Source organism: Flintibacter muris, assembly GCF_943192995.1.
GTDB classification, from domain to species: domain Bacteria; phylum Bacillota; class Clostridia; order Oscillospirales; family Oscillospiraceae; genus Lawsonibacter; species Lawsonibacter muris.
The window spans coordinates 89,169-114,411 of the sequence record NZ_CALPCP010000001.1; the positions used below are offsets into that span (position 1 = coordinate 89,169).

Consider the following 25,243-nt stretch of genomic DNA (forward strand, 5'->3'; position numbering starts at 1 on the left):
TGTTGACCGTCTCTTCGTTCAAGTCCGCATTTTCTGAGAAAACTCCAGTATCAGTTTAATGTGAAATCGTGTGATGCAAGAATTTCCTTCGCGTCTGCCATAGATTTATTGATCTCTTTGGTATTGACCTTATTGAGTTCATTTTGGTTTGCCGCTTTCTGAACCAATTGAACCTTGCACATATTATATAGCAGACCCACAAGCAACACAGAATTTTCTGTACAAAGCCTCTCGTCTTGGGTGAACTGGTTCCAGTCGGTTTTCTCCATATCGTTCACGATATTCTGCAGACGCTTGAGATGTGCTTGATAGATGTGGTTAACAGAATCCAGAGACTTCGTGTAGTCCACCGCTACACTGCTCAATGATTGCATATACGTACAGACTCTATCAATTTCCGCCTCGGCGCGTTTCATTTGGTCCCATGCTTCATCGGCCTTATTGGATAAAGACGATCCAGTAAAGTTAAATATAACGCCGCCTACAAGCAACCCGACGCCTAAAGTGGCTGCACCAAGAATGGTCGTCCCCAATGCAATTCCACCGCCACCAGCAGCGATTGCTCCACCCCCTAATGCGGCTAAAGTAGCATTTGTAGCAGCTGCGCCGCTTAAAGACGCGATAGCAGTTCCAGTAGACGCAGTTCCAAGGGCCATGACAGCCGCTGTAGTTGCACCAGCAGCTGCAAATCCACCAGCCGTACCTAATGCTGCTCCACCGATTCCCCCCAGAAGGACTCCAGCGCCGATAGAAACCTTTTTAAGTTCCTCCCCATCATACTTGGGGATATTGACACCATTTTTTTGATATTGTTTAAATTCGGGCTTGTTTTGAATTTTTTCAAACACATCAGAGAAAGTCTCAAAACTTTTCAAAATTTTTAATTCTAACGATCCCAGTTTATCCATATCGCCATTAGTTCTTTTATTTTGATTTTCAAACTTTGTCAGATTCCGTTTGTGGCGGGAATCTGCAGCCTTCATGGTATCGTTTGCTTCTTTCATTTTAACAGCGCCATGAATTCCTGTCCCTACTCCAGCCAGTCCTGCAACCGCAGCGGCAGCGCCTAAAATCAAAGGTAGTGGCATAATCATCTCTCCTCAAAAAATGTGATTTTTCATTTTGCGACAAGCCTCATAATTCTGCTTGTAATATTCATCTTGGCTCATAGTGCTCTGGAAAAACAAATCAAAACTCTCATCGACCCGGCAAAGTAATGGCCTTGACTCATAAATGCTGCACAAGTTTCCTTCTAGAAATTTGCATACACCATCGCCACGGTCAAGTTCTTGGTAGAGGGGCGATAAAGTCAAATGACGACAACATTCCCCACACTGATCACAATCGAACATTATTCAAACACCAACTTAGCACTTTTATCACCCATAAATTGGTTAAAGCTTTCATATCCATTCCAAGGCATAAGAATATTTGCCGCTTTCAATGCGCTTTTCAACACATTATTCAGTTCCTGCTCCGTTTCTGCAGTCTCAAGACTAAAGAGTCCGGGTCGTCCAAATCGTCATAGTTGAGGATGTCCTCGTCCTCGTCTATGGGCGTTCCGTCCGGCACGTCCGCCTCGTACACGGTGTACTGCTCGTTGGGATTGAGCTTTTTTATACGGCGGCAGATAAGCCGCTCCAGCGAAAAGGCGTTTTTCTTCTTGTCCGCATCCGCCGTGTATCGGTAGTTGGGGTGCTGTTTCAAATCGTATTTCCGGGAGTAGAACGGCGGCAGGCCCCGCAGTTGCAGGATGCACCTGTCGCCGGGCATGGTGGCAAGCTCGGCGGGGGTCATAAGCTCCCGGCCCAGCCGTTGCGTGTTCTGATTGTAGCTTTCCGACTGCCCACGGGAGCGGCCCTCGGTCTGCATGGAGATGGTGGCCTTGCCCAGCCAGTTCTCGGAAATCTCCTTGATGGTGCTGGCCTCCCGGCCCCCGAGGAATACCACGCTGTCCATGTTGCCTAAAATGGTTTCCGCGTTCTTGTCGTAGATTGCCTTACATTGGGCCAACTGCTGGTAGAACAGCGTCAGGCTCACCTCCCGGGAGCGGATGACCGCCACCAGCTTTTCGAGGTTCGGCACTTGCCCGGTGTTGGCGGCCTCGTCCCACAGCACCCGCACATGATGGGGCAGGCGGCCCCCGTGTACGTTGTCCGCCCTTTCGCACAAGAGATTGAACATCTGCGAAAACGCCAGAGCTACAATAAAGTTGTAGGTGGTGTCGGTATCGCTGATGATGAAGAAAGCCGCCGTCCGTCTGTCCCCCAGCTTGTCAAGCTCCATCTCGTCATAGCTCATAATCTCCCGGAGTTGCGGGATGTCAAATGGGGCCAGCCTTGCGCCACAGCTAATAAGTATGCTCCGCGCCGTCTTGCCGCTGGCCAGCTTGTACTTTTTGTACTGCTTGACCGCGAAACAGTCCGGCTTGCGCTTTTCCAGCCCGGCGAACATATAGTCCACCGCGTTCATAAAGTCGTCATCGTCCTCCTTGACCTCCATGCCGGAAATCATGTCTACAAGGGTATTCATGTTTTTATCCTCGTCCGGGCCCTCGAAGATGATATAGGCGATAAGGGCGCAGTATAGGAGCGTTTCTGATTTCGTCCAGAACGGGTCGCCCTCCTTGCCCTCGCCTTTGGTGTTGGCTATTAAGGTATTGACGAATTTCAAAATGTCGGCCTCGTTGCGGATATAGGCCAGCGGGTTGTAGTGCATGGAGCGGGAAAAATCAATGCTGTTAAAAACCTTGATTTTATATCCCTTTTTCCTTTGCAGGAAATACCTGGCCTGCTCCAGCACCCCGCCTTTTGGGTCTACCACCACATAGGAGGAATGGGCCTGCAGAAGCTGGGGCGTGAGCCAGAACCGGGTCTTGCCGGAGCCGGAGGAACCGACAACACAGCAATTCAGGTTCCGGGCGTTGGCGGGGACGGCGGGCCGGGTGTTGGTGGTGAGAAATTCCGTCCCGGTCAGAATGATGTTGTTTTCAAACCTGGGGTCGGTGAACGGCTTGATGTCTTTTTCCGTTCCCCATGAAGCGTTTTGTCAAGTGCTTTTTTGAGTTATTGACGCAAGCCCTTGTTAGTGCGGCGGGAAACGGGCAGGAAAAGGGGCGTAAAATACGCCTGTGGACGGTTAGAAGCCGTTTTCGTGGGTAGGTAGTATAAAATCCTTACCCTGTGGATTTTCGCGTCTGCAACGCCTTAAAAATCAAGCCTTTTCAAGCCCTATTGCGTAACAATCCATTCTGTTCTTTGGGAGAGGTCGGGGGCGCGGGGGCAGAGCCACCGCAAAACCTAACGACTGCCGCCGCAGTAGTGCAGACGGTTTTGCCGTTAGAATGAAGCGGACGAAAGCGGGGGCAGGATTGTTAAATCCTGTTCCCCGTTTTCGGCGGCGAAATGGCAACGGCAAAAATCCAGACGGTCAAGGGTTTAAGGGTGGAGATTTTTTCGCATCCTTTGCGAAAAAATACTACTCGTCCCTTGACAGTCTGGATAGGCAGAACGGACGTAGAACGAGGATTGTTTTCAGCGGGAAGGTGTGCTATAATTTGAACCGACAAACTAACCGACGCCGCAGTAGTGCAGACGATTTTGCCGTTAGAATGAAGCGGACGAAAGCAGGGCAGGGTTGTAAAATCCTGTTCCCCGTTTTCGGCGGCGAAATATATTTGCGTTTTGCATAATATTAGAACGGAATAGAGAAAGTTGTTGTTTAAAATATGCAAAATTTGTTCTTAAATGTAAGATTTTTAATAACAGAAAGGCTATAATAATATATGTTTAACAATGACATAAAGAGAACAATTGGAAAAATTTTAAAGGCAGATGGATATAAACTTGCGCCACCCCTCGGAAAAGGGGTGGTGTATTATATAAAGAGGCATTCAGAAAAGTTGGGCTTTTATGTTGGATGCCGTGATAACAGAAGTTTGAATGGTCCAATTACAATTGATCTGCATTTTACAGGTCTTATGAATCCTGATGACAGTGTGATGAATTTTTTTTCGGGACTTCATGTAAAGATATTAGATGTGTATGATACGGAAGTAACAGACAAAGTAATGATTGCCGCTGGTAATAAAATAAAAGTGATAGAAAAGTATATAGGCAGTTCTTATAAGTTTGTTCTTCAGGAATTGATATCTCCTTGTATTGATTCAAACAAAAGACCATTTGGGCAATTGGCTATCTATCGTGAATATATCTTAATTTATGATACACTAAAGAATGATAAGAATTTACAAGAAGAGTTTGTTTTGCTGCAAAATAGATGTTTTCAAAACTATAAGAAAATGGGAGAGAATGCTGAAAGAATAGAAAGAATAGCACTTTGCAGCAGCTTTATTGATAGACTTCCAAAAGATTATTTTATAGAGAAAGGGATTTATGAATGCTTGGATTTTACTAGGGATATAGAAAACTTAAAATATGGATTGTCATCATATATTTATGCACAAGCATTGTTTGGAGAAAAATAGAAGTTGAGAACAGAAGTATATGGGAGATCGTATTATGTATAATGAGAATAATATTGATGAGATAATCACAGTTATTTTAAGTAGTAAAGGATATCATAAGGTGCCTATTTTACAAGAAGGAACGAACTGCTATCTAAAGAGATATTCAGATAAACTAGGTTATTACGTGTTGTGTTATTACGATAAGAAAGGAATCTCTATTCATTTCTGTTTTACAGGCATTATGATGCCAGATATTAATTTAATGGATTTTTATGCTGGGATACATTTAGAAATATTAGAGATGTACAATAAAACAACAGAGGAACCAATTATAGTTGCAGTAGAGAAGATAAAAGCAATAGAACCATATCTTGAAACAGCATCTGAAATAATTTTACAGGAGCTAATGAACCCAATTTTGCCCATAGAAAAGTTATTTTTATACCGAGATACTATCATAGCATATGATATATTAAAAAATGATGAAAACTTGCAAGAAAAGTTTGCACTTCTGGAAAAAGAACTTTATAAGGTATGTAAGAAAACATCACTTGACAAGGGCATACAGGGAAAAGAAGCAAAAAAAGTGCTACCAACCTTACACAAAACACCGCCTAACGGGACAATAGGCGGTGTTTTTGTATGCGGAGGAAAATCCCTGAACCCTGGGCCGCGTGGGTATGCGGCCCAATCATGATAAGGAGGCATTTGCAAACATGGCAGACGAAACCAAGACCAACGCCACGCCGGAAGCGCCGGGCGGCCCTCCCCCTCCCGCGCCGGAGCAGACGGAACAAGCGGTGATCCCCGGCATGGACGGCGGTCCTGCCCCCTCCGGCAAGGTGATCGACCTGTCGGACGTGCGGGCGGAGGCTGACAAGACCGGGCCGGAGTCCCCCGCCCCTGGGGAGGCTCCCCCGGAGCAGGGCGCTGCTGGCTCCGTTACCGAGTACACCAAGCAGGAGTGGGAGCGGCCCCAGGAAGAACCTGAAAAGCCCCGCCGTGGCCGCCCGCCCAAGGCAGACCGGGCCGCGCCGGAGGCTGGTGAGAAGAAACAGGGCCGGGGCCGCACTCCAAAGGCCAAGGCTGACAAGGCCCCCGGCAAGGGCAAGCGGGCCGCCCCTGGCAAGGGCGCTCCCCCTGAACCGGCCAAGGAGGAGGCTCCGGCCCCTCCGCCTGAACCTGCCCAGCCCCGTGACGCGACCCGCGCCGTAAAAGAGGAAGTTGTCTATCTGAACCTCTCCGATCTCCACCCGTTCAAAGATCATCCCTTTGGTGTGCGGGACGATGCGGAAATGCAGGGGCTGGTGGAGTCCGTCCGCTCCGGCGGTGTGAACCAGCCCGCGCTGATGCGTCCCCGCGAGGGCGGGGGCTATGAAATCATCGCGGGCCACCGCCGCCAGCGGGCCAGTGAGCTGGCCGGGTTTGGGAATATGCCCTGTATTATCCGCGAAATGACGGACGATCAGGCCGTCCTCGCTATGACCGATGACAACCTGCGTCACCGTGAAAAGCTCCTGCCCAGCGAAAAGGCGGCGGCCCTGCAACAGCAGTATGAGGCCATCAAGCACCAGGGGGCGCGGGGTGACGATGACGAGGCGGGCAAGCTCTCCCTGCAAAGCGTGGGCCAGCGCAACGGTATGAGCGTGAAAACCGTCCAGCGGTATCTCTGGCTGAACGACCTTGTTCCCGAACTGAAAGGGGTCATGGACGCTGGCAAGCTGTCTTTCACCCCCGCCGTGGAAATTTCCCGCATCCGGCCCAAGCACCAGAAGTATATCGCCGTTTCCATTGAGGGCCAGCAGTCCTCCCCGTCCCAGGGACAGGCCAAGCGGCTCCGGGAACTGGACAAGGACAACAAACTGAACCCGGACGCCATAGACGCGATTTTGAGTGAAGAAAAGAAAAAGGAGGATATTTCTGTGATTATTTCCGGCGCTGAACTGGAGAAGTATTTCGGCAAGGAGGCCACGCCCCGTCAGATGAAAGACCAGATCATGGCCCTGCTGGACGGATGGAAAGAGAAACAGCCCCCGGAGCTGGGCAAGGGGGACAAAAAAGTGGATATGGAAAAGTAACCTCTGGCCATCCTGACCAGAGGCTTTTTCGTTCCCGTGTCCCTCGTCCCCCCGCAGGGGAAAACCAGGCTCTGGTGGGTATATCCCCCGTCGCCGCCGTCGTAAAAGTACAGGCGGGGACGGCTGTCAAGGGGGCGGAACGCCCCGCCGCTTGCGGCGGCTTGCCCTTGACGGGCGGCCCCGCCTGTGCTATCCCCTGCGGCGCGGCGGGGGTATATCCTCCAGAGCCGCCCCCTTTCCCATGAATGGGAAAGGGCGGGGGGATAGGGTTGACCGTCCCCCACCGACTGAACATAAAAAGGAGGCATTTTTGATATGAAGCGACCCCTCGCCTATGTGACCGCCGCATGGCGCGGCGATCCCTGCGAAATCACGGAACAGGCGGCCAAGTATTGCCGGGCCGTGTATGACGCTGGCTTTTCCCCCATCTGCCCCACGCTGTATCTGCCCCTGTTCCTCAATGACGCTGTGCCGGAGGAGCATAAGAGAGGCATCGACATGGGCCGCGACCTGCTCCGGCGCTCCCGCGTTCTGGTGGTGTGCGGCGGCCCCGTCACCGAGGAAATGAAAAACGACATCGCCACCGCCCAGCGGCTGGGGATCACCGCCACCACGTTAGAGGGCATCCTCACCGTCAAGGGCCAGGGCCACAGGCGGCGCTGATATGGAGGGCAAAATTCTTGAAGCCTATGTAACCAACCTGGGGAAATACAACGAGGGCTGTCTGGCGGGTGCGCCGCTGAATTTCCCCACCACCACCGAGGACGTGCAAGCCCTGTTGAAGCGCATCGGGGTGGACGGTGTTCGGTATGAGGAAATTTTCATTACCGACTTTGAAAGCGACATCCTGGGCCTGTACGACCACCTGGGCGAGTATGAAAGCATTGACGAGCTGAACCATCTGGCTCACCTGCTGTCTGGCATGGACGGTGACGAGCTGGCAAAGCTGGAGGCCGTAATGGACAGCGGCGAATACACCGGGAGCGTCAAGGATTTAATCAACCTGACGCAAAATCTGGACAGCTACGACTTTTACCCCGATATTGACAGCGAGGAGGCCCTGGGCCGCCTGTATATCCAGGAATTTGAAGCCGTTCCTGTGCCGGAGCATTTGATTGACTACATCGACTACGAGGCATACGGGCGGGATGTGCGGATCAACGAGGGCGGCCACTTTGCCCCCGGCGGCTATGTCATGTGCAACCACGGCTCCTTTGTGGAGCATTACCACGGCATAGAGGATATTTCCCCGGAGCATCGGGTGTTCGCCTATCCCCAGCTCAATATCCGGGAGCAGATGGCGGCCTATCAGGAGGTGATTGACCGCTCCGCGCTGAACGAGGGGAAACAGCGGCTTGCCACTGGCCGGGAGGACAGGTAGCTTCTGGCCATCCTGGCCAGAGGTGCGCGGCCCAAGAAAGGGGGCGTTTGAATGATAGATGAAGAAATTTCCCGCAGCACTATCGCAATCTCCGTCCGGGCCAGTAAGCTGACGGCGCGGGGGCTGGCCTACGCGCTGGGGGAGGCGGCCAAGAAAATCCGCAAGTCCCAAGCGCCCCAGGGCAAGCAGACGGTGAAGCAGCTTCTGCGCCACGGCGGGGAGGCCAGCGCCATCGACCTACCGGGGCGGGTGAAAGACTTTGACCGGGTGGCCCGGCGCTGGGGCGTGGACTACGCCATCAAGCGGGTGGAAAAGGGAAAATACCTGCTGTTGTTCAAGGCGAAACAGGCGGACGCCATCACTGGCTGTTTTTCGGAATACTCCCGCCGGATGATGAACCGTGGCCGGGATCAGCGCGTCCCCCTCCGGGAACAGCTCAAACGCGCCCAGGAGCTGGTACGCGATCAGCCCCGGCAAAAGGAGCGGACAAAGGAGGCGGAGCGTGAGGAACGATAATATCCGCAAGTACATTTTGCCTAACATTCCCTATCTGTTCATCCTGTGGGCCTGTCTGAAAGTAGGGACGGCCTACCGTCTGGCGGCTGGCGGGAACATGGGCCAGATCCTGACTTTATGAACGCGGTGGACTATATGTTTGCCGGGCTGGAAAAGCGGAAGCCGGATTGCTTTGCCGTGAAGCAATACCGCAAATACCGCCTTGCCAGCGGCAAAACAGCCCGTTCGATCCTGATTTCCTGCGGGGCGCGGCTGGCTCCCTTTGACATCCCCCAGCTCCGGGAGATTATGAGCTACGATGAAATGGAGCTGGACAAGCTGGGGGACAAGCGGACGGCGGCTTTCTTCATCATCAGCGACACGGACAGCACCTACAATTTTATTGTGGCCCTGGCGTTCTCTCAAATGTTCAACCTGTTGTGCGAGAGGGCGGACAACGTACACGGGGGCCGTCTGCCCCATCATGTGCGGGTGCTGTGGGACGAGGCGGCCAACACGGGCCAAGTGCCGAACCTGGAAAAGCTGGTGGCCGTCATCCGCTCCCGCGAGGTAAGCCTGACCCTGTTCTACCAGCAGATGGCCCAATGCAAGGCCATCTACGACAAGAACGCGGAAACGATACTCGGCAATATGGACAGCGTGATATTCCTGGGGGGCCGGGAGGCCAGCACCATCAAGGAAATATCCGAAAACTGGCTGGGGAAAGCAACGATCTCCATGCAGACGGAGAGCCGTTCCCGTGGGCAGTCTGAGAGCTTCAGCCAAAACACCCAACGGCTGGGCCGGGAGCTTATGACCCCCGCCGAGCTTGCCACCATGCCCGGCGACAGGTGCATCCTGCAACTGCGGGGCCTGCCGCCGTTCTATTCCCCCAAGTACGATTTGGAACAGCACCCCAACTACAAATACACCGCCGAGGCCGACAAAAAGAAAAACGCCTTTGACCTCTCCCGGCTCATCCGGCGGCGTATGGAAAAGCTGAACCCCAGCGAGGAATATACCGTGTACGAGGTGGACGTGCCGGACGGGGGCCACATGGAAGAGGACGAGGACATCCTCAACTATGATGACCTGGACGACCCGGACACTTTTGTATAGCTTCTGGCCAGAGTGGCCAGAGGATGTTACCTGCCGCCGTAACTGGCGGCTTTTTTCATGGCCGGGATGATATTCCCGGAGAATATGGAGGTTTATATGCAGTTTTTCTCTACCGCTGTTACTACTTTGCAGACCCTCGTTGTGGCCCTGGGCGCGGGCCTTGCCGTGTGGGGCGTGGTCAATCTGCTGGAGGGCTACGGCTCGGACAACGCTGCGGCCAAGTCGCAGGGCATCAAGCACTTGACACCTAAATTGATGTAAAGACAAATGCGTTGTGTATGCCGCAGTTTTTGGAGAAGAATTGCAACAGTGCATTGTGTTTTCTCAACGGAGGCGGTATAATAGTCGAAAGGCCATAGGACCGGGGCCGTTTCTGATGGCTCCAGCCCGGAAAGGTGGAACAGGCTATGAAAATCAGCTACAAACCGCTCTGGAAAACACTGATTGACAAGAACATGAGCAAGAAAGATTTGCGGCTCCAGGCACATTTGACAACGAACCATATCGCCAACATGGGTAAGGGAGAGCATATCTCCATGCAGACCCTTATTAAGATTTGCGAAACGCTGAACTGCGACATTGCTGATGTGATTGCGCTGGTGCCGGACGATGACCCGTAAGGGAGAAAGGGCAGCGCAATGAAAATCGAATTGGACTATGTGAAAGTGGGCGATTACTACCTCCCCGACCTGGCAGCGGAGCCGTACCCCAAGCGCGGCCCGGGCAAATATGGCCTGCTGCGTCTGCGGTATCTGAAAGAGCATCGTCCCATCATTTGGGCCGAGTATGTGATGAAGGGCAAGCTGTACGCCCATCTGCTGGAAGTGGAGGACGCCGCCCATGACCTGCTGGACAGCATGATGCCGGGAATGGCAAAGGAGGCTGGGGCCACCGAGAGTTTGAAGTCCCGCGACCCGCTGGCCTGGGTGGGGCTGATGAATTGCCGCAAAGCCCAGGTGGAGGAAATTTTTTCGAGGAATTGATATATTGCTGATTGGGCCTGTCATGGACAAGATTCCCTCCATGTGGTATGATAGCCCGCAGAAAGGAGGCGTCCGCTATGCTCACACTGGAGGATTATCTGTTTCAATTTACAGTTTCCCTGATCTCCCACGCCGTCCTGGTGGTCTATCTGTTTGTGATTATGGACGCGCGGGGCCGGCGGGTGGTGAGAAAGCTGCCCGTCCTGCTGCTCTCCCCGCTGCTGGCCACCCTGCTGGATGCGGTTTTGTATGCGCGCTTTCCCGACCACTATGTGGTCCGCTACTGTGCGTTCTCCTGCGCCATCCTGCTGATGTGTACCCTGTGGATTCGGTGGGCGTGGCGGACCGGGTTCTGGCACGCCTTTGCCGCCGCGTGCATGGCGGGCATGTTCCAGGTGGCCGCGTCCGGCCTGGCCCAGATATTGCTTCTGGACAGCGAGATCCCATACATGGCGTTGATCGCCGTCTATGGCGCTGTGGCGCTGGTCTCCGCCGCGCTGCTGCACCGGCTCCGCTTCGGGCGCTGGTTCCGCCTTCTGCTGGAGGACAGCTCCGTCCAGCGCCGCATGGCCCTGTTCTTCTTTGGCCTGGAGGCGGCTATGGAGGCATTCTCTCTTTTGCAGGAGGGAATCCATCCGGAATATCTGGTTCCCTACTACGCGCTTGTGCTGGTGATGGCGGGGCTGGCGGTGGGGCTGGTCATTTACCTGTCCCAGCGGCTGGACGCCTCCCGGAAGATGGAAGTCCAGCGGGACGTCATTGCCCAGCAGCAGCTCTATGAGCGGGATTTGGAGGCGATTCAGCGGGAGGTGCGGGCGTTCCGTCACGACTACAAGAATTTGCTGGCAGGGCTGTCTGAACAGGCCGGAAAAGGAGAATTGGATGAACTTCGGGCCTCCTTGTCCCAACTGGACGCGGGCTTTGACCAGCACATCGGAGAGAGGATACAAGCATCCGTCCATCTGGGCAATGTGAGAGTCCCCCAGGTGCGCAGCCTCCTGCTGTCCAAGCTGGCAGCCATGAGAGAAAAGAAAATCGACTGCCGCCTGGAAGCGCTCTACCCCATGGAGCGGGTGGGGATGGACGTGTGGGATTTCACCCGCTGCCTGGGAATCCTGCTGGACAACGCCGCCGAGGCCGCTTTGGAAGCGGAAACACCCTGGGTGGAGATTGTCCTGCTGTCTCAAAAGGACAGGCTGTCTCTGCGGGTGTCCAACCCCTACAATGGGGCCATCGACCCGGATAGAATCTGGACGGAGGGCTTTTCCACCAAGGGAGAGCGCCGGGGATTGGGACTGTCCAGCTATCAGCGGATTTTGAAGGACTATCCCCATACGGTCGCGTCCACAAGCTGGGCCAATGGCGTGTTTGTTCAGGAATTGGTGGTGGAAGAAAAAGCATGATTTCAATTTATCTTTGTGATGATGAGGAAAGTGTTCGTCACCAGCTCAAAACCGCCCTGGAGTGGAAAATTTTCGTGGAAAACTACGATATGAAGGTGGTTTGCGCCGCCTCCACCGCCCAGGCGCTTTTGGACGCGGCGCAGGACAGCCGCCGGGGCGTCTACTTCCTGGATGTGGATTTGAAGGACGGAGCGTGGGACGGCTTTACGCTGGGGCTGGAGCTGCGGCGGCGGGACCCTCATGGCACGCTGGTCTACATTACCAGCTATGGCGATCTGGCCTGGAAAACCTTCCAGTACCATTTGGAGGCATTTGACTACATTGTGAAGGAGGGAGAGCAGACCGGCCCTGCCGTTGCCCGCTGCCTGGAGGCGGTCCACGCCCGCTTACTGGACGAGCGCCGCGACCCGGCGGAGATGTTCTCCCTGCGAACAGGCGATGAAACCCGCCACATTCCCCTGGCCGACATCCTGTTTTTTGAGGCCGCGCCCAAGGCCCACCATGTATATCTTCATACGGCGGACAGCCGTCTGGATTTCGTGGGCAGTCTGAACGAGCTGGAAAAGGAACTGGACGGACGGTTTGTCCGGGTCCACCGGTCCTTTCTGGCGGCGTGGGACAAAATTGAGACAGTGGATGGAAAGGGAAATCAGGTCCGGGTAGGGGGCAGAATATGTTTGCTGTCCCGAACCGGAAAGGCGGAATTGAAGAAGAAATTGAGAGGGAGCTTTTGAGGCTCCCTCTTTATTTTTGCCGCTCAGGAAGAATTTGTGCCGTTTGGGAAATTCGGCCCCCGGCGGGGCCGGGCAGTGGTATGCTCCTCTTTGCGGACAGGCGGGACGAGAAAGGAGGGAAACGCAATGGCAAAGGAGCGCTTTGTGGAGGTCTATAACCAGGGCATTGTGAATGTGATGAAAGTCGTCGTCGATACAGAAACCGGCGTGAATTATGTGCTGGGCTCTCACAATAAAGCAAGCGGCACGGGGATGACCGTGCTGGTGAACGCGGACGGCAAGCCCATCGTCACCCCCGTAAACTGAACGAATCCATCCAATTCGGAAAACACGAATTCATCCCGCCCGCCCGCGCCAACAATTTGTTGTAGCTTTTTCCATGCGGTTTTGGGTCCTCTACAATGGAATAGCCGTTCTCAACGCAGATGGTATCATTCAGCCGCCGGACCGCGCGGGTGCTGCCCCAGAAGTTTCGGAATTTCCGGTCACAGTTCAGATTGACTGCGTTCCAGATGATGTGATTATGGATATGGGACTTGTCGATATGGGTGCAGACCACAAAGGCGTGACTGCCCTTGGTGAACCGCTTTGCAAACTCCACGCCCAGCCGGTTTGCTTCTTCCGGGGTAATCTCGCCGGGGACAAAGGACTGCCGGACATGGTAGGCCAGCACATCGTCCGCGCCCCGTACCCGTCCAGTGGTGGAAATGTACTCCCGTTTCGCCAGTAGAAACTCGGCGTCGGCTATCCGGCTGTCACACGCAAAGCCGGTGACGAGCCTGCCGTTATCTGTCTTTTGTGGGTTGGATACATAGTCGATAATGTCACTGACTGCCTGACTTTCGGTGCGGCCTTTGCCAATGTGCAGCGGCATGATGCGTGTGGTTGCCATGATGGAATCCTCCTCTCAAAAAAATAACGGCCTGATGAACAGGCCGTTGCTGGTTATTCAAAGTATGTCATAGGGAAAATCTGTGAAATCTCCGTTTGGTTCATCCTCCTCGAACCGGGCTGGCGAAAAGCGCATTTCATATTGTTCCTTTGCGAGCGCCCGAATGTCCGGGCGTTTATCGTGCATCTTCTTTTTCAGCCAGGAAATCCGCTCCTTTGAAAGCCGCCAGGGGAGATTCAACAGGCGGTTCATTGCCGCCATTTCAGATTTCTTTTCCGGCGGCAGGGAGGCGCACGTTTTGCAGATATGCGCCGCATGGCCTTTACCCGAAAACTTTTCGTTTGATTTATACTCACCGCAGATTTTGCAGTAATGCCCGCGCTTTTTCATTCCGATTCACTGTCCTCTGTCAGAGCATACAAACGGTGGACCGCCCCCATAACGGTGTTCCATTCCAGATCAGCCGCATAGGAAAATTTCCTGCGGTAAGCGGACCAAAGCGCCTGCATCGCATGGCTGTTTTCTACTTCGGAAAACACTTCCTTCGCTTCTTTCAAACGCCTCTCGGTCCCGCGCTTGCGGGCGGTAGCAAGGAGCGCGTGGCGGAGAATATCGGAATCCAGCGATCTTCCATGAAGCTGTTCCAGAATGTAGAGGTCATAAAAATCCCTCATACGGGTGTTTGTTATGGTCCGGGCAATCATTGTTTCCAGCTTTTCCGCAAGTACGGTTTCCAGATTGTACGCCCAAATATCAATGGAGCGTTCCTCCAGCATAAGCCGGAACCTGTACCGGACTGCCCTCGGCGTAATCACATCCCCGGTAGAAATATCAATTTTCAGCGGCGTCACCACCCCGTCAAAGACAGTGGCCATGCTGACCCGAATCCCCGGATACTCGGCCTCGTCCATGATTTCCGAAATGCTTTTCACCTGGAACTCCACACCGTCCTCAATGGGGACTGCTATGATAGAGGACATCAGATTTTCAATGTCCTCCACATTCACGCTGGCCCCTCTGACGGTTGCGTCTAAATCCATTGTAGACCGGGCATCCAACCCTACCATTGCGGCAACCAGCATCCCGCCTTTCAAAATAAAGTTATCCCGATATTCAGAAAGGGAAATACGTTCCAGGAAACGCTCCATCATATAGTTCCGCATCAAAATCTGTGCGTCCGCCGATTTCTCCTTTGCGAGATTGCGGATCAAATCTTTCAGCTGCCTTGCTGTCTTTATCATAATAGCACCTCCAAATACTGCCGCAAAATTTTTTCAACCCGGAACAGCCCTGCATACTGCATCAGCCTCCGCAGGTTTTTCTCTTTCCTGCGGGCGTACATTTTGAGCGCCCCTTGAAATGTCTGCATCTCAATGCTGCTCCGGCAGCGAAGCAGGTCGCAGATGGTCCGCTCAATATCATAAGCCGGAACCGTATGCCCGAAAGGGGTTCGAGCCGTACTCTTTCCGACGTCATGCAGCTCCGGTTTTATGGTGTAGACCAAAATCCCGTCCGCTTTCAATCTGGTCGTGCTGTATCCCCGTCTGACGGTAATGGAATAGGGGGAAGGCTCCCGGTCGGTCAGATCATGGAAAAACAGCGCCGTTTCATGAGAAAAAATCCCCTGGCTGCATCGTAAATGGAGCAGGTACATCCCATCGACCCAGGCATCCGGCGATACATAAACCCCATGTGCCGCCTGTTCCAATTCTTTTTCCTTCACATAGTTGTAAAAAACGGATTTTGGAATTCCCCGTTTCACCACCTCTGATGTTTGGAGCATACCGTGTTGTCCCTCTAAAATCGTGTCCAGCTGTTCAAACTGTGTCATGCCCTCACTTCCTTTCGTGCTACTATTATACATGATTGTAGCACGAAAGTAAATAGCGTCAAAAAGAAAAAGCGGAGGAAGGCGCGGCGAAGAACGCCGTTCCTCCCTCCGCAGATGGGGCAGATTGTCCGGTCAGGAGAGCTTGAAAAGCTGGGCCAGTATCTTCTGCACACCCTCCCAAAGCTGTTCTTGCCGCTGGGATATATCCTCCAGATCAGCGTCATAAACCCGCCCGGTTTCATGTACTTTACGGGTCAGCTGGTTCAGGTTGTTGCTGGAATAGCGCATCAGGGACACCAGCTCCTTCAGTTCCGGCAAATCCAGCTTTACCACATACCCATCCAGCGCCATTTTCCGCAGGTAGGCTTCCCGGTTGACGGTTCCAAGCTGGGACATTTTCTGCTCAATCAGAGCCAGCTCCTCCGGGGAAACCCGGAAATTCACCTGTACCTCCCGTTTCCGCTTTGCCGCGCTCATCGTTCCGGTTCCCGTTTCTTAGGGGCGGCGGGTTTGCGTTCCGGCGGCTCCTGTTTGAGTTTTTCCAGGACGGAGCCTTTCTCCGGGGCTTGAAGGACTTTCCGCGCCTGCTTCAAAAACAGGTCGGTCAGGCCGGGGTTGACCTTATCCACCACCAGGACATAACCTTGTCCAGATCGCTTTTCTTTTCCTCGCCCATAATCGCCCGCATTACATCTATGGACAGATGCCCCTCCTGGCTGAATTTTTTGAGCCGCTGGGCTTGGGAAAGGGAGGGGGTGGCCTGTTCGCTGTCCATCGCGTCCAAAAGCTGTGTCTGTTCTTCTTTTTTGAGAAAGGACAGCTCATAGGCCGGGTTCAGGGCAATTTTCTTTTCGTCCACCATGTTCAGCAGTTCGGGGATTAACTCGGTCAGGCGGATGTAGCGGAAAATCTGGTTTTTACTCTGGCCGACCTGTTCGGCTAACATTTCGCTGGATTTCCTTCCTGCGGACTTGTTCCCAACTTGGGAACAAGTTAGGTCTGTGCGTTCTCCCTGATGTTTCATGGCCTCCAGCTTCATTTTGTAGGCAAAAGCCCTTTCGCTGGGGAGCAGGCTTTCCGGCTGTAAATTGCTGTCAACCATGATAATCGTGGCGGCGTCATCGTCCAAATCCCGGACAATGACCGGCATGGTTTCTTTCTCTGCCAGTTCACTGGCCCGATGCCGCCTGTGTCCGGCTACCAGCTCATAGCCGCCCTCCGGGTCAGGACGGGCAATCGCCGGGACCAGAACGCCGTACTGCCGGATGCTGTCGGCGGTTTCCATCATGGCGTCATCGTCTTTGACCTTGAAAGGGTGTCCCTTGAACGGGTGCAGCTCGCTCAAAGAGATTTCTACCACCTTTTCCCGCCCCGCATCGGCGCGGCTCTCCTCGGTGGAAAACAGATCATCGACCGATGCCAGCTCTACTTTTTTCGCGCTGCTTTTCAAGTTTCAACACCTCCTTGGTCAGATTTGCGTAGCCCTCCGCTACTTTGCCGCCTGGGTCATGGGCGAAAATGCTCCTGCCCTCCGCGCTGGTTTCCTTTGCCCGGACAGAATGGGGAATCTCTGTGCCGAATACCTTGATTTTGCTGCCGTAGGTTTCCCGCAGCAGGGCGGCAATCTCTTTGGAAAAGTTGGTGCGGTTGTCCACCATCGTCAGCAGGATACCGTCTATTTGCAGTTTCGGGTTGATCTGCCGCTTGACTTTGGCTACCGTAGAGAGCAGCTGTTCCAGCCCTTTGGCGGGCAGATACTCCGCCTGGACCGGAATTATAATCCTGTTGGCGGCGGCCAGTGCGTTGACGGTGAGCATACCCAGGGAGGGCTGGCAGTCTATGAGGATATGGGAATACTGCCCCTTTACGGTATCCAGGTATTGCCGCAGAATCGTTTCCCGGCTCATAGCGTTTACCAGCGACACCTCCATGCCGGACAGCTGAATATCCGCTGGCATCAGGTCCACGCCCTCCGGGTGGCGCAGAATCCCCTCGCCGGGGCGGACCGGCTGATCGGTCAGGATACGGCCCATTGCGTCAGAGAGGGTAAAGGGCAGCTTATCCGGCTGGGGATTGCCCAGGCTGATGGTCAGGCTCCCTTGCGGGTCCCCGTCAATGAGAAGCACTTTCTTTCCGGCCTGCGCCAATCCAATCCCTAAGTTGGCACAGGTTGTGGTTTTGCCCACACCTCCCTTTTGGTTGGCGATGGCGATGATTTGCGTGTTCAAGATAATCACCTCGTTTCTAATTCGTTGTGGTTGCTTCTGGAAATAGAAAAAGCCGCCACTTCATAAATTGAAAAGTGACGGCTTTTTCTGATCCCGGAATACAGTTCCCCGGAAACGCAAAAAGCACCCAGCAAAAAATACTGAGTGCCTGCATTAAAATCATATTCAATTATTCAAATTCGGTCAAACTACGCCAAACTGTTCTCGTATAAATTGAGGGGTGAGAGGGAGTAAAAATCGCCTCTGAAATACCCAGAAATCAGGGCTGTGGTTGTCCTATTTTTTAACCACTAAGCCCGTTTTTTACCTCCATTTTTGCCGGTTGTCCTATTTTTAACCACTAAAAATTGGGTGAAAATGGCTCTCGTTGTGTCAAATCAGGTCAAACTATATCAGCTTGTTTGGGTATAAGAAAACCCCGGAAAACCTTCGCTTTACGGTGATAAGGAAGTATAGAAACTAACTTATCATCAACGCTGACAAACAGGGTGCAAGCAAGAACAGAGAACACATCACTTTCATTAGTGGTCGGTTCTCTGCTTTTTGTTACGCAATAGAACGCTGTTTTTGAGGGTAGGGATATAAAATATCGTCTAAGTGTTTTCCATGCTCTGAAAGCCGCATAAATCAAGGACTTTTTAACCTCTACTGCGTAACATACCTACCCAAGAAAGCATTAGTTTTATAAAGCGATTGGATTAGACGGATTTTGAACACCGTAACAACTCCCGGTGTTGGATTATCCGATATTGGATTTTCCGACACCGGGTTATCCGACATCGGAAAATCCAACGCAATTAAATAAAGATATAACTAACTAAAGAAAAACCAAATACAGACTTAATCAAATATCTATTCCTTTCCTATCCTTTCCCCTAACCCCTTTCCTTTGAAGCACAATATAGTGACAGAGCTGCAAGAATGGAAAAGAATGGAACGGAAACGGCAGTATAAAGAAATATTGTTTACTATGTTACGCAATAGAACACCGTTTTTAAGGGTAGGAGTATAAAACCCTTACCCTTGTCCTTATCGCCGCTGTAATGCGCTTAAATCAAGCGAGAAACACCCTCTATCGTGTAACAATCATTCCATACTGGATTGAGGGCGAAAGCAGTCTACTGATTTCGTCCTCTTGACTGCCCATTAGCAAAGGCGGGAAAAGCTGTCAAGGGCGCGTAGCGCGAAGTTTACCCTTGACAGCTTTTCACGTCTTTGCTACTTCCTATCGGTCGAAGCGGAATTTCAATATGGCTTCAACCAGTTTTGCCTTTAATCTGTCCTGTGTGTCGTCATTGATATGCCCCTTATACATAGACAGGTATTTGATGTGTGCGGTGTAGTGCTGCAATACTGCGTCTACCGCTTCCGGCTCTCCGGCAACGGCTTTTTCGATTACTTCAAAAGGTATCAGCTTTTTGTTCCTCATGTTCCAATCTCTCCCATTCTTTCCGCAACTGTTTCAGCGCGACATTTCTTCTGTGATTTATCGTACTTCTACAACGCCCATACAGTCTGCCGATTGCTTCATCACGATAACCGATGAAGTAATATAGCAACAAAACTTCTTGCCTTAACTCCGGCAACTTTGCTAATGTCGTCGCTAACCGTTCATCATCAACGATAACTTCCTTTCCCAACACAAGAAATACGGTCGGCTTGTCCTGCTTTTCAAAGTAGCTGTCCATAGCAGACGGTTCAAAATATCGTTCTGACATCAGATAGTCAAGGGATATTTCCCGTTCCATTTTCCGCTTCAAATCCCTCCATGCGTTGATTGCTTCATGGCGCAGGACAACCTTGCAGAACGCATGGAAAGCATATTCAATATGCTCCATGAACTGTTCAGAATATCTCATTTTCTCTCACCCCCTTTCTTCCCAGTAGGGGGCTATTACAACAAGAACCCATGCAGAATATATCCGCATAGGTTCTTGAGTAATATGAGTTATTAAGACATACTAAATGATATGTGTATTCATACTCATAGGCGCAATAATCCTCGTTAATGGCTTGGATTTTTTTGACAGGTCAATGATTGTTGGATTTTGTCGATATGATTTATGCTTCATGGCGGTACCTCTTTTTAGACATCGCGTCAAAAGGAACGTGTAAAAAGCTCTCTGCTGAACAACAGTTTTTTCTTTGTCGTCATTCAGCAGATTGGATTGAATTATCAAAAAAGGAGCCGATAACAGCAGTTCAAATCTGCGTGTTATCGGCTCTGCGTCTGTGCGTCCGGCTCTTTGATAACCGAAATATGAAGTTGTGTTACATTGATTAAAATTTCCTGCTTACATTTGGGGCAGAACAGCGGGAAGTTCCGAAGCTCTGTATCTAACCGCATTTTAATACGTGTCTTGCTCCCGCAAACAGGGCATAATAACCATTTGAATTGCTCGCTCTCGTTATGATTCATGGGTTTTATTCTTGCTTTCCTTTTTCAGTACAGCACTGCTGATAACGCTGATACCGCCCAATAACGCACAAGATTTTGACGGAAAAAGGATTCCTGCCGCCACAAGACCAGCGCCGACAACTAAGTTACATACCGCTGCCGTTTTTAACGCTTTCTTTTTCGGGTTGGGAAGCTCTACGGATATTCCCAGTGTGTCATTCAGCTTTTCGCAAGCCCTGTTTACTTCTTTAATCATTTTGCCCTCCTAAAATAATAACTGTATGCCGTGATTTGCAATGAGTAACACGCCAATGCCTATGACAACCCATAAGGCTGTGGCTTTCTTTTCTTTCCCTTTTTTCTTGTTCAGAAACAGGAAAAGCAATCCCGCACCCACAAGGCAGATACCGATAATCAATGATATGATTGAAATAGTCTGCATAATTTCCGCACTTGGAACGGGTACAAAGTCGGGAATTGGAAAGTTCATTTTATAGCCCCCTTTCTTTTAATTGCTCAAATCTGATAAAATCATTTTCCTCATTGTGATTGCTGAAAAAGTGATTCCTATGATGCCGAAAATAATTGCCGCAATGGGAATTGACAAAAGTCCTGCGCTGCTTCCCTGTGAATTTGACGCAATGGCAACAATGATGATAGACGAAACAACGGTTGCAATCGCTGACTTCTTTATCATTCCAACATACAGCGGGAGAAGCCCCAACAGGATTGCGGATATTGTTGTAACTGCCTGTGTCATTATGTTTCCAAAGCTGAACGTGACAAAATCAAAACATTTTGCCGCAAGAAAGATTGTGGCATATTGGAAGATATTTGATAGTACATGGAACAGGAACATGATACCACATATCAAAATGAGTTTTGCCGTAATCAGTTTTGTGCGACTGATCGGGTAAGTGAAAAGCAAACAGATTGTTTTGTTTCTGTATTCTTCAATCACAAATACGGAAATCAGTACCGCTTCCCATACAATCAGAGTAGCCCTTACAAGCATTGCCGCTAACGTAACTGTATCTAACTGGACAGGGGCAAATCCCGGAAGCGTGGATATATTGCCGCTTGCGGTTAAAAGGCTGGACGTAAAGACGGAAAGCAGAAAGATAATAAAGTTAGCGATTAACAATCCGGCAATATGCGGCTTTAACGGTACTTTCTTAATTTCCATGCGGATAAGGTTCCACATTTTTTTCACCTCCTCCCAATAAGCCTAAATAATAGGTTTCAAGGTCTATCCCTTTGGCTGTGAGTTCTTTCATTGATACTTCCGCAAGCATAGCCCCGTGGTCAATAATTCCGATTGTATCGGCAATTTTAGATAGTTCGTCAAGGATATGGCTGGATATTAAAATGCTTGTGTGGTATTCATGGTTGATTCGCAACAGCAGCTCCCGTACTTCAATAATCCCCTGTGGGTCTAAGCCGTTTATTGGTTCGTCTAAAATAAGCAAATCCGGCTTCGTGAGCATTGCCCTTGCAAGCGCAAGCCGCTGTTTCATTCCCAAAGAGAATTTCCCTACGGCTTTTTTGCCCGTTTCTGCAATCCCTAACAGTGACAGCGTTTCCATGATGTTTTCATAGCCTGCGCCCATGTATCGGCAATGGAGTTCCATGTTCTCGTATGCGCTTAAATGGCTGTAAAAAACAGGGCTTTCAATAATGCTGCCGATACGGGAGAAAACGGGATTGTTCCCCTTGTTGATAGTTTCGCCTAATAAACATACCGTACCTGTATCGGGGAAAATGACGTGGTACAGCGTTTTCATCAGCGAAGTTTTTCCTGCGCCGTTCGCGCCCAAAAATCCGTACACTTCCCCTTGCCTTACATTCATGCAAATATCATTCAGTATGGGGCTGCCCTCTATGGATTTTGATAAGTGCCGGACTTCAACCGCATTTGTCATTCGCCCGCCCCCTTTTTGGGGCATAGCCGCCTTTTGAATATCAGAGTTGCTTTCTGTGCGATTCCGATAAGAGAATATTGGGAGCTGCCTATACACGGATAGGCGAAACAAGTAACCAGCTCCCAACCGTCCTTACCGTAATGGTTCAGTTTATCAGACAGCGACTTTTCGGAATGTTCTGTTTCCTTGCTGTCAATTACTATCGTTTTGTACTCAAATTCTGTCATAACAATCTCCTTTACTCAAAAATATCTGCCACAAGGCTATCCACCATAAAATCAAAAACAGCGAAATAATCACAAGTGACGGAAAGCGTTTCTTTTGCATTGATTGTTGACAGCAGCGCACTCAAAATTCCATATGCCTGTGCTTCCTCCATTTTCAGATTGAGGTCTGCGGCATGGATAACCTGTCTGAAAAAATCGAAACTGTCAAACTTGATTTTCTTAATCGTTTCTTCCGGCAGCTTTGTTACAAAAGACTGAAAATCCGGCGTATTGACATTGTAGAGGAACGGCTTGCTGTCGTATTCCCGGAAAAGCCTTTTCATGGACTGTGCAAAGCCCTCTTTCGTCCGGCTGTTCCTGTTTATGTCGATAATTTTTTCTGTCAACCTCCTTTGTATGTCTGTGATTGTTTCAAGGAATAAATCTTCCTTTGTCGGGTAGAGCGTATAAAAAGTACCGATAGATATAACTGCCTTGTCGCATAGATTCTTAATGCTTGTCTTTTTGTACCCTTGCGCTATCCAACATTCCTCGCATAGTTCTTCCAGCTTTTTGCGGATTGCTTTTTTATCAGCGTCCGAAAGGACTGGCTTTGACGGCATAGATTCACTTCTCCTTTCTTCTGAATTGTATTTGCGAATATTCGCTATAAATATTCACAAAACGAATGATAGCACGATTGATAACTATTGTCAAGTAGGGAACTTGATTTAGCAATGCCGTATACCCCCAAAATCAGAAAATCATTCCTTACATTATAGGAAGTATTTTAGTTAACTGATAGAACTGAATAGACATACTCTGAAACCATATTTCAGCTTACAAAAAACCTCTGCTATTTTTTATTCATATTTGGCATTTCTGAAACTCCCCCGTATTAAGAAGCAAGGAAAACTTTTTGAAAAATTTCTCTCAAATATTCGTCAAAAACGCCCTGTGCGGTGTTGTAGGTAGTGAGAGGATTTTCAAGAGGGTTTGGGAAACTTCCCAACAAGCAAAATCTGTCCGGCAAGCCGTAGCGCGGACGGGCAGATTTACGGAAATGGGTACCCGTTTCCTATGCTTGCTCCGAAACTTATCATTTCGCAAATACGGAAAGGAAGGGAAAAGAATGGATTGGGAACCAGAAATCAAGGACAGCGGCTATTTGCCGGAAAAAGGGAAACCGACAGAGGAAACTGTCTGCTACAAAATCGGCGGCACATACTATGAAGTGTCTACCTCCTGCGGCGGCTCGGAACGGCTCCGCGACAAGATGATACGGCTCATAAAATCGGAAACCGTCAAACCGCCCAATGACAAACAGGGATTAATGCGCTATAATAAGGACAGCACACTGTTTGTCGGGCGTTCATTACAGGAGGAATGAACATATGACAGCAAATACATATAAGCCCGGACAGATAACAGCATTATACGCCCGTCTTTCGCAGGAAGATACGTTAGAGGGCGACAGCAACAGCATTGTGAACCAGAAAGCAGTCCTCTCCAAATATGCGGCGGACAACGGCTTTTCAAATCCCGTTTTCTTCATTGATGACGGTGTATCGGGTGTGACGTTTGACAGACCGAATTTTAACAGAATGATTGCAGAAATAGAAGCTGGAAACGTGGCGACAGTCATTGTCAAAGATATGTCAAGATTAGGGCGCGATTATCTAAAAGTCGGCTACTATACGGAAATCTTTTTCGTGGAACGTGACGTGCGCTATATTGCAATCAATGATGGTGTTGACAGCGCAAAAGGCGACAATGATTTTACCCCGTTCCGTAACCTGTTTAACGATTTTTACGCCAAAGATACAAGCAAAAAGGTAAGGGCAATCAAGCGGGCGCAAGGACAGGCGGGGGAACATCTGACAAAGCCGCCCTACGGTTACATGGTAAGCCCTACCAACAAAAAGCAATGGATTGTGGACGAGGAAGCCGCCGCTGTGGTGAAGCGGATTTTTGATTTATGTATTGGAGGGAAAGGTCCCATGCAGATAGCAAAAATCCTCAAAGAAGATAAGGTGCCGACTGCCAAAGCCCATTACGCAAAGAAAAAAGGAAATCCATTTCCCGAAAATCCCTATGATTGGAGGGATAGTACCATTGTCGGTATTTTGGAACGTATGGACTACTGCGGGCATACGGTAAACTTCAAAAGCTATTCCAAATCCCACAAGCTGAAAAAGCGGATTCCTACCACAAAGGAACAGCAGGCGATTTTCTACAATACCCATGAAGCGATTGTAGAGGATGCCGTATTTGAACGGGTACAGGAACTTCGGACAAACAAACGCCGCCCCACAAAAGCAGAGCGACAGGGATTGTTTTCCGGCTTGGTATATTGTGCGGACTGTGGGAGTAAGCTACATTTCGCTACTTGTAAAAGTTTTAACGGTTCACAAGACCATTACCGCTGTGCAAAGTACAAGAGCAATACGGGAAGCTGTACGGCTCACTTTATCCGCGAGGAAGTGTTGAAGCAAATCGTATGGAGCAGGATATTTGACGTGACTGCCCTTTTCTTTGATGACATCATGGCTTTCCATGAAATGATGTATCAGCAACGCTCCGCTGAAACAGAAAAGGAAATGAAGCGCAGGAAACGTGAGGTCGGACAGGCGAGGAAGCGGATAGCGGAACTTGACCGTATCTTCAAGCGGATTTATGAGGACGACATAAGCGGAACAATCAGTCATGACAGGTTTTTGAAGCTGTCCGCAGAATATGAAGCGGAACAGCGGGAACTGGAAGAAAAGGTCAAGGCAGACCAGCAGGAAGTCGATACCTACGAACAGAACAAAAGCGATTTTGACAGCTTCGCCGCGATTATCCGCAAATATGTGGGGATAAAGGAGCTCACCCCCGCAATCGTCAATGAATTTATCAAGAAAATCATAGTCCATGCGCCGGAAAAGGTGGACGGGAAACGGGTACAGAAAGTGGATATTATTTTCAACTTTGTTGGAGAAATCAATTTCCTTTCTGCCACGCAACCGAAACGGCAAGGCGCATAGGAACTCAAAAAGACGGTATAGCCCTTGTAATCGGGGCTATACCGCCTAATCTGAAATTACTTCCCTCTAACCGTAAACA

At 50.4% G+C, this 25,243-nt stretch carries 30 protein-coding genes and 5 pseudogenes; 16 read left to right on the top strand and 19 right to left on the bottom strand.

The features are described from left to right. Positions 1–50: 50 nt before the first annotated feature. From NFS22_RS00435 to NFS22_RS00445, 3 genes and pseudogenes are all read right to left on the bottom strand, one after another. Positions 51–1,088 (bottom strand): hypothetical protein, encoded by a 1,038-nt coding sequence (locus NFS22_RS00435; RefSeq protein ID WP_251315806.1) that lies wholly within the window; start codon positions 1,086–1,088, stop codon positions 51–53. A 12-nt stretch (positions 1,089–1,100) separates the two neighbouring features. Further along, on the bottom strand, positions 1,101–1,352 hold the full coding sequence (locus NFS22_RS00440; RefSeq protein ID WP_251315807.1) for a YkgJ family cysteine cluster protein: 252 nt from the start codon (positions 1,350–1,352) through the stop codon (positions 1,101–1,103). Positions 1,353–1,464: 112 nt separating this feature from the next. Beyond that, a pseudogene (locus NFS22_RS00445) lies at positions 1,465–3,045 on the bottom strand (VirD4-like conjugal transfer protein, CD1115 family); the annotation flags it as partial. Positions 3,046–3,784: 739 nt separating this feature from the next. Here NFS22_RS00445 and NFS22_RS00450 point away from each other — a divergent pair. From NFS22_RS00450 to NFS22_RS00510, 14 genes and pseudogenes are all read left to right on the top strand, one after another. Continuing rightward, complete coding sequence (locus NFS22_RS00450) at positions 3,785–4,486, top strand: hypothetical protein (RefSeq protein ID WP_120390632.1); 702 nt, start codon at positions 3,785–3,787, stop codon at positions 4,484–4,486. Positions 4,487–4,520: 34 nt separating this feature from the next. Then, on the top strand, positions 4,521–5,165 hold the full coding sequence (locus tag NFS22_RS00455) for a hypothetical protein (RefSeq protein ID WP_251315808.1): 645 nt from the start codon (positions 4,521–4,523) through the stop codon (positions 5,163–5,165). Positions 5,166–5,184: 19 nt separating this feature from the next. Further along, complete coding sequence (locus NFS22_RS00460) at positions 5,185–6,546, top strand: ParB/RepB/Spo0J family partition protein (RefSeq protein ID WP_251315809.1); 1,362 nt, start codon at positions 5,185–5,187, stop codon at positions 6,544–6,546. Between the two features lie 315 nt (positions 6,547–6,861). Then, positions 6,862–7,209 (top strand): DUF7768 domain-containing protein, encoded by a 348-nt coding sequence (locus NFS22_RS00465; RefSeq protein ID WP_251315810.1) that lies wholly within the window; start codon positions 6,862–6,864, stop codon positions 7,207–7,209. 1 nt (position 7,210) lies between these two features. Continuing rightward, complete coding sequence (locus NFS22_RS00470; protein ID WP_251315811.1) at positions 7,211–7,927, top strand: antirestriction protein ArdA; 717 nt, start codon at positions 7,211–7,213, stop codon at positions 7,925–7,927. A gap of 51 nt (positions 7,928–7,978) precedes the next feature. Continuing rightward, positions 7,979–8,443 (top strand): PcfB family protein, encoded by a 465-nt coding sequence (locus NFS22_RS00475; protein WP_251315812.1) that lies wholly within the window; start codon positions 7,979–7,981, stop codon positions 8,441–8,443. After that, the gene (locus NFS22_RS23650) at positions 8,430–8,564 is read left to right on the top strand and encodes a hypothetical protein (RefSeq protein WP_277614728.1); all 135 of its coding nucleotides are present in this window, start codon (positions 8,430–8,432) and stop codon (positions 8,562–8,564) included. The genes NFS22_RS00475 and NFS22_RS23650 overlap by 14 nt, the downstream gene beginning before the upstream one ends. Further along, a pseudogene (locus NFS22_RS00480) lies at positions 8,549–9,541 on the top strand (VirD4-like conjugal transfer protein, CD1115 family); the annotation flags it as partial. The gene NFS22_RS23650 and the pseudogene NFS22_RS00480, both read left to right, overlap by 16 nt. Before the next feature lie 96 nt (positions 9,542–9,637). Continuing rightward, positions 9,638–9,784, top strand: a pseudogene (locus NFS22_RS00485) (Maff2 family mobile element protein); the annotation flags it as partial. Positions 9,785–9,948: 164 nt separating this feature from the next. Further along, on the top strand, positions 9,949–10,161 hold the full coding sequence (locus NFS22_RS00490; RefSeq protein ID WP_251315814.1) for a helix-turn-helix domain-containing protein: 213 nt from the start codon (positions 9,949–9,951) through the stop codon (positions 10,159–10,161). 18 nt (positions 10,162–10,179) lie between these two features. After that, positions 10,180–10,524 carry a TnpV protein gene (locus NFS22_RS00495; RefSeq protein ID WP_251315815.1) on the top strand — a complete coding sequence of 115 codons (345 nt, stop codon included), beginning with the start codon at positions 10,180–10,182 and terminating at the stop codon, positions 10,522–10,524. A gap of 77 nt (positions 10,525–10,601) precedes the next feature. Beyond that, positions 10,602–11,927, top strand: a complete 1,326-nt coding sequence (locus tag NFS22_RS00500; RefSeq protein WP_251315816.1) for a sensor histidine kinase — start codon at positions 10,602–10,604, stop codon at positions 11,925–11,927. Beyond that, a complete protein-coding gene (locus tag NFS22_RS00505; protein ID WP_251315817.1) occupies positions 11,924–12,661 on the top strand; it encodes a LytR/AlgR family response regulator transcription factor in 738 nt (245 codons plus the stop codon). Before NFS22_RS00500 ends, NFS22_RS00505 begins: the two co-directional genes overlap by 4 nt. A gap of 126 nt (positions 12,662–12,787) precedes the next feature. Next, entirely contained in the window at positions 12,788–12,967 is a 180-nt protein-coding gene (locus tag NFS22_RS00510; protein WP_251315818.1) for a DUF6440 family protein, read from the top strand. A gap of 49 nt (positions 12,968–13,016) precedes the next feature. On the opposite strand, the pseudogene NFS22_RS00515 reads toward NFS22_RS00510, so the two are convergent. From NFS22_RS00515 to NFS22_RS00590, 16 genes and pseudogenes are all read right to left on the bottom strand, one after another. Next, positions 13,017–13,553: pseudogene (locus NFS22_RS00515) on the bottom strand (relaxase/mobilization nuclease domain-containing protein); the annotation flags it as partial. 57 nt (positions 13,554–13,610) lie between these two features. Further along, entirely contained in the window at positions 13,611–13,943 is a 333-nt protein-coding gene (locus tag NFS22_RS00520) for a hypothetical protein (protein ID WP_251315819.1), read from the bottom strand. Beyond that, entirely contained in the window at positions 13,940–14,794 is an 855-nt protein-coding gene (locus NFS22_RS00525) for a nucleotidyl transferase AbiEii/AbiGii toxin family protein (protein ID WP_160562122.1), read from the bottom strand. The genes NFS22_RS00520 and NFS22_RS00525 overlap by 4 nt, the downstream gene beginning before the upstream one ends. Next, positions 14,791–15,384 carry a type IV toxin-antitoxin system AbiEi family antitoxin domain-containing protein gene (locus NFS22_RS00530; RefSeq protein ID WP_251315820.1) on the bottom strand — a complete coding sequence of 198 codons (594 nt, stop codon included), beginning with the start codon at positions 15,382–15,384 and terminating at the stop codon, positions 14,791–14,793. Before NFS22_RS00530 ends, NFS22_RS00525 begins: the two co-directional genes overlap by 4 nt. 132 nt (positions 15,385–15,516) lie before the next feature. Beyond that, positions 15,517–15,861, bottom strand: a complete 345-nt coding sequence (locus tag NFS22_RS00535; protein ID WP_251315821.1) for a plasmid mobilization protein — start codon at positions 15,859–15,861, stop codon at positions 15,517–15,519. Between the two features lie 163 nt (positions 15,862–16,024). After that, positions 16,025–16,834, bottom strand: a pseudogene (locus NFS22_RS00540) (ParB/RepB/Spo0J family partition protein); the annotation flags it as partial. Then, positions 16,791–17,612, bottom strand: a complete 822-nt coding sequence (locus tag NFS22_RS00545) for a ParA family protein (RefSeq protein ID WP_251315822.1) — start codon at positions 17,610–17,612, stop codon at positions 16,791–16,793. The gene NFS22_RS00545 and the pseudogene NFS22_RS00540, both read right to left, overlap by 44 nt. A gap of 1,225 nt (positions 17,613–18,837) precedes the next feature. Further along, positions 18,838–19,041, bottom strand: coding sequence for a helix-turn-helix domain-containing protein (locus NFS22_RS00550; protein ID WP_016223867.1), 204 nt, complete (start codon positions 19,039–19,041; stop codon positions 18,838–18,840). After that, complete coding sequence (locus NFS22_RS00555; protein WP_016303721.1) at positions 19,013–19,471, bottom strand: RNA polymerase sigma factor; 459 nt, start codon at positions 19,469–19,471, stop codon at positions 19,013–19,015. The genes NFS22_RS00550 and NFS22_RS00555 overlap by 29 nt, the downstream gene beginning before the upstream one ends. Positions 19,472–19,827: 356 nt before the next feature. After that, on the bottom strand, positions 19,828–20,031 hold the full coding sequence (locus tag NFS22_RS00560; RefSeq protein ID WP_251315823.1) for a cysteine-rich KTR domain-containing protein: 204 nt from the start codon (positions 20,029–20,031) through the stop codon (positions 19,828–19,830). Next, on the bottom strand, positions 20,021–20,266 hold the full coding sequence (locus NFS22_RS00565) for a hypothetical protein (protein ID WP_120398248.1): 246 nt from the start codon (positions 20,264–20,266) through the stop codon (positions 20,021–20,023). The genes NFS22_RS00560 and NFS22_RS00565 overlap by 11 nt, the downstream gene beginning before the upstream one ends. Positions 20,267–20,275: 9 nt before the next feature. Next, entirely contained in the window at positions 20,276–20,500 is a 225-nt protein-coding gene (locus tag NFS22_RS00570; RefSeq protein ID WP_120398247.1) for a hypothetical protein, read from the bottom strand. An 18-nt stretch (positions 20,501–20,518) separates the two neighbouring features. Beyond that, positions 20,519–21,214: an ABC transporter permease gene (locus NFS22_RS00575; protein ID WP_016223863.1), complete on the bottom strand. Its 696-nt coding sequence runs from the start codon at positions 21,212–21,214 to the stop codon at positions 20,519–20,521. Next, a complete protein-coding gene (locus NFS22_RS00580) occupies positions 21,186–21,932 on the bottom strand; it encodes an ATP-binding cassette domain-containing protein (protein WP_120398246.1) in 747 nt (248 codons plus the stop codon). The genes NFS22_RS00575 and NFS22_RS00580 overlap by 29 nt, the downstream gene beginning before the upstream one ends. Beyond that, complete coding sequence (locus tag NFS22_RS00585; protein ID WP_016223861.1) at positions 21,929–22,159, bottom strand: DUF4177 domain-containing protein; 231 nt, start codon at positions 22,157–22,159, stop codon at positions 21,929–21,931. Before NFS22_RS00585 ends, NFS22_RS00580 begins: the two co-directional genes overlap by 4 nt. Before the next feature lie 11 nt (positions 22,160–22,170). After that, positions 22,171–22,761, bottom strand: a complete 591-nt coding sequence (locus tag NFS22_RS00590; RefSeq protein ID WP_016289076.1) for a TetR/AcrR family transcriptional regulator — start codon at positions 22,759–22,761, stop codon at positions 22,171–22,173. Positions 22,762–23,270: 509 nt separating this feature from the next. Here NFS22_RS00590 and NFS22_RS00595 point away from each other — a divergent pair. Next, positions 23,271–23,528 (top strand): hypothetical protein, encoded by a 258-nt coding sequence (locus tag NFS22_RS00595; protein WP_251315824.1) that lies wholly within the window; start codon positions 23,271–23,273, stop codon positions 23,526–23,528. A 4-nt stretch (positions 23,529–23,532) separates the two neighbouring features. Further along, a complete protein-coding gene (locus NFS22_RS00600; protein WP_251315825.1) occupies positions 23,533–25,164 on the top strand; it encodes a recombinase family protein in 1,632 nt (543 codons plus the stop codon). Positions 25,165–25,243 lie beyond the last annotated feature (79 nt).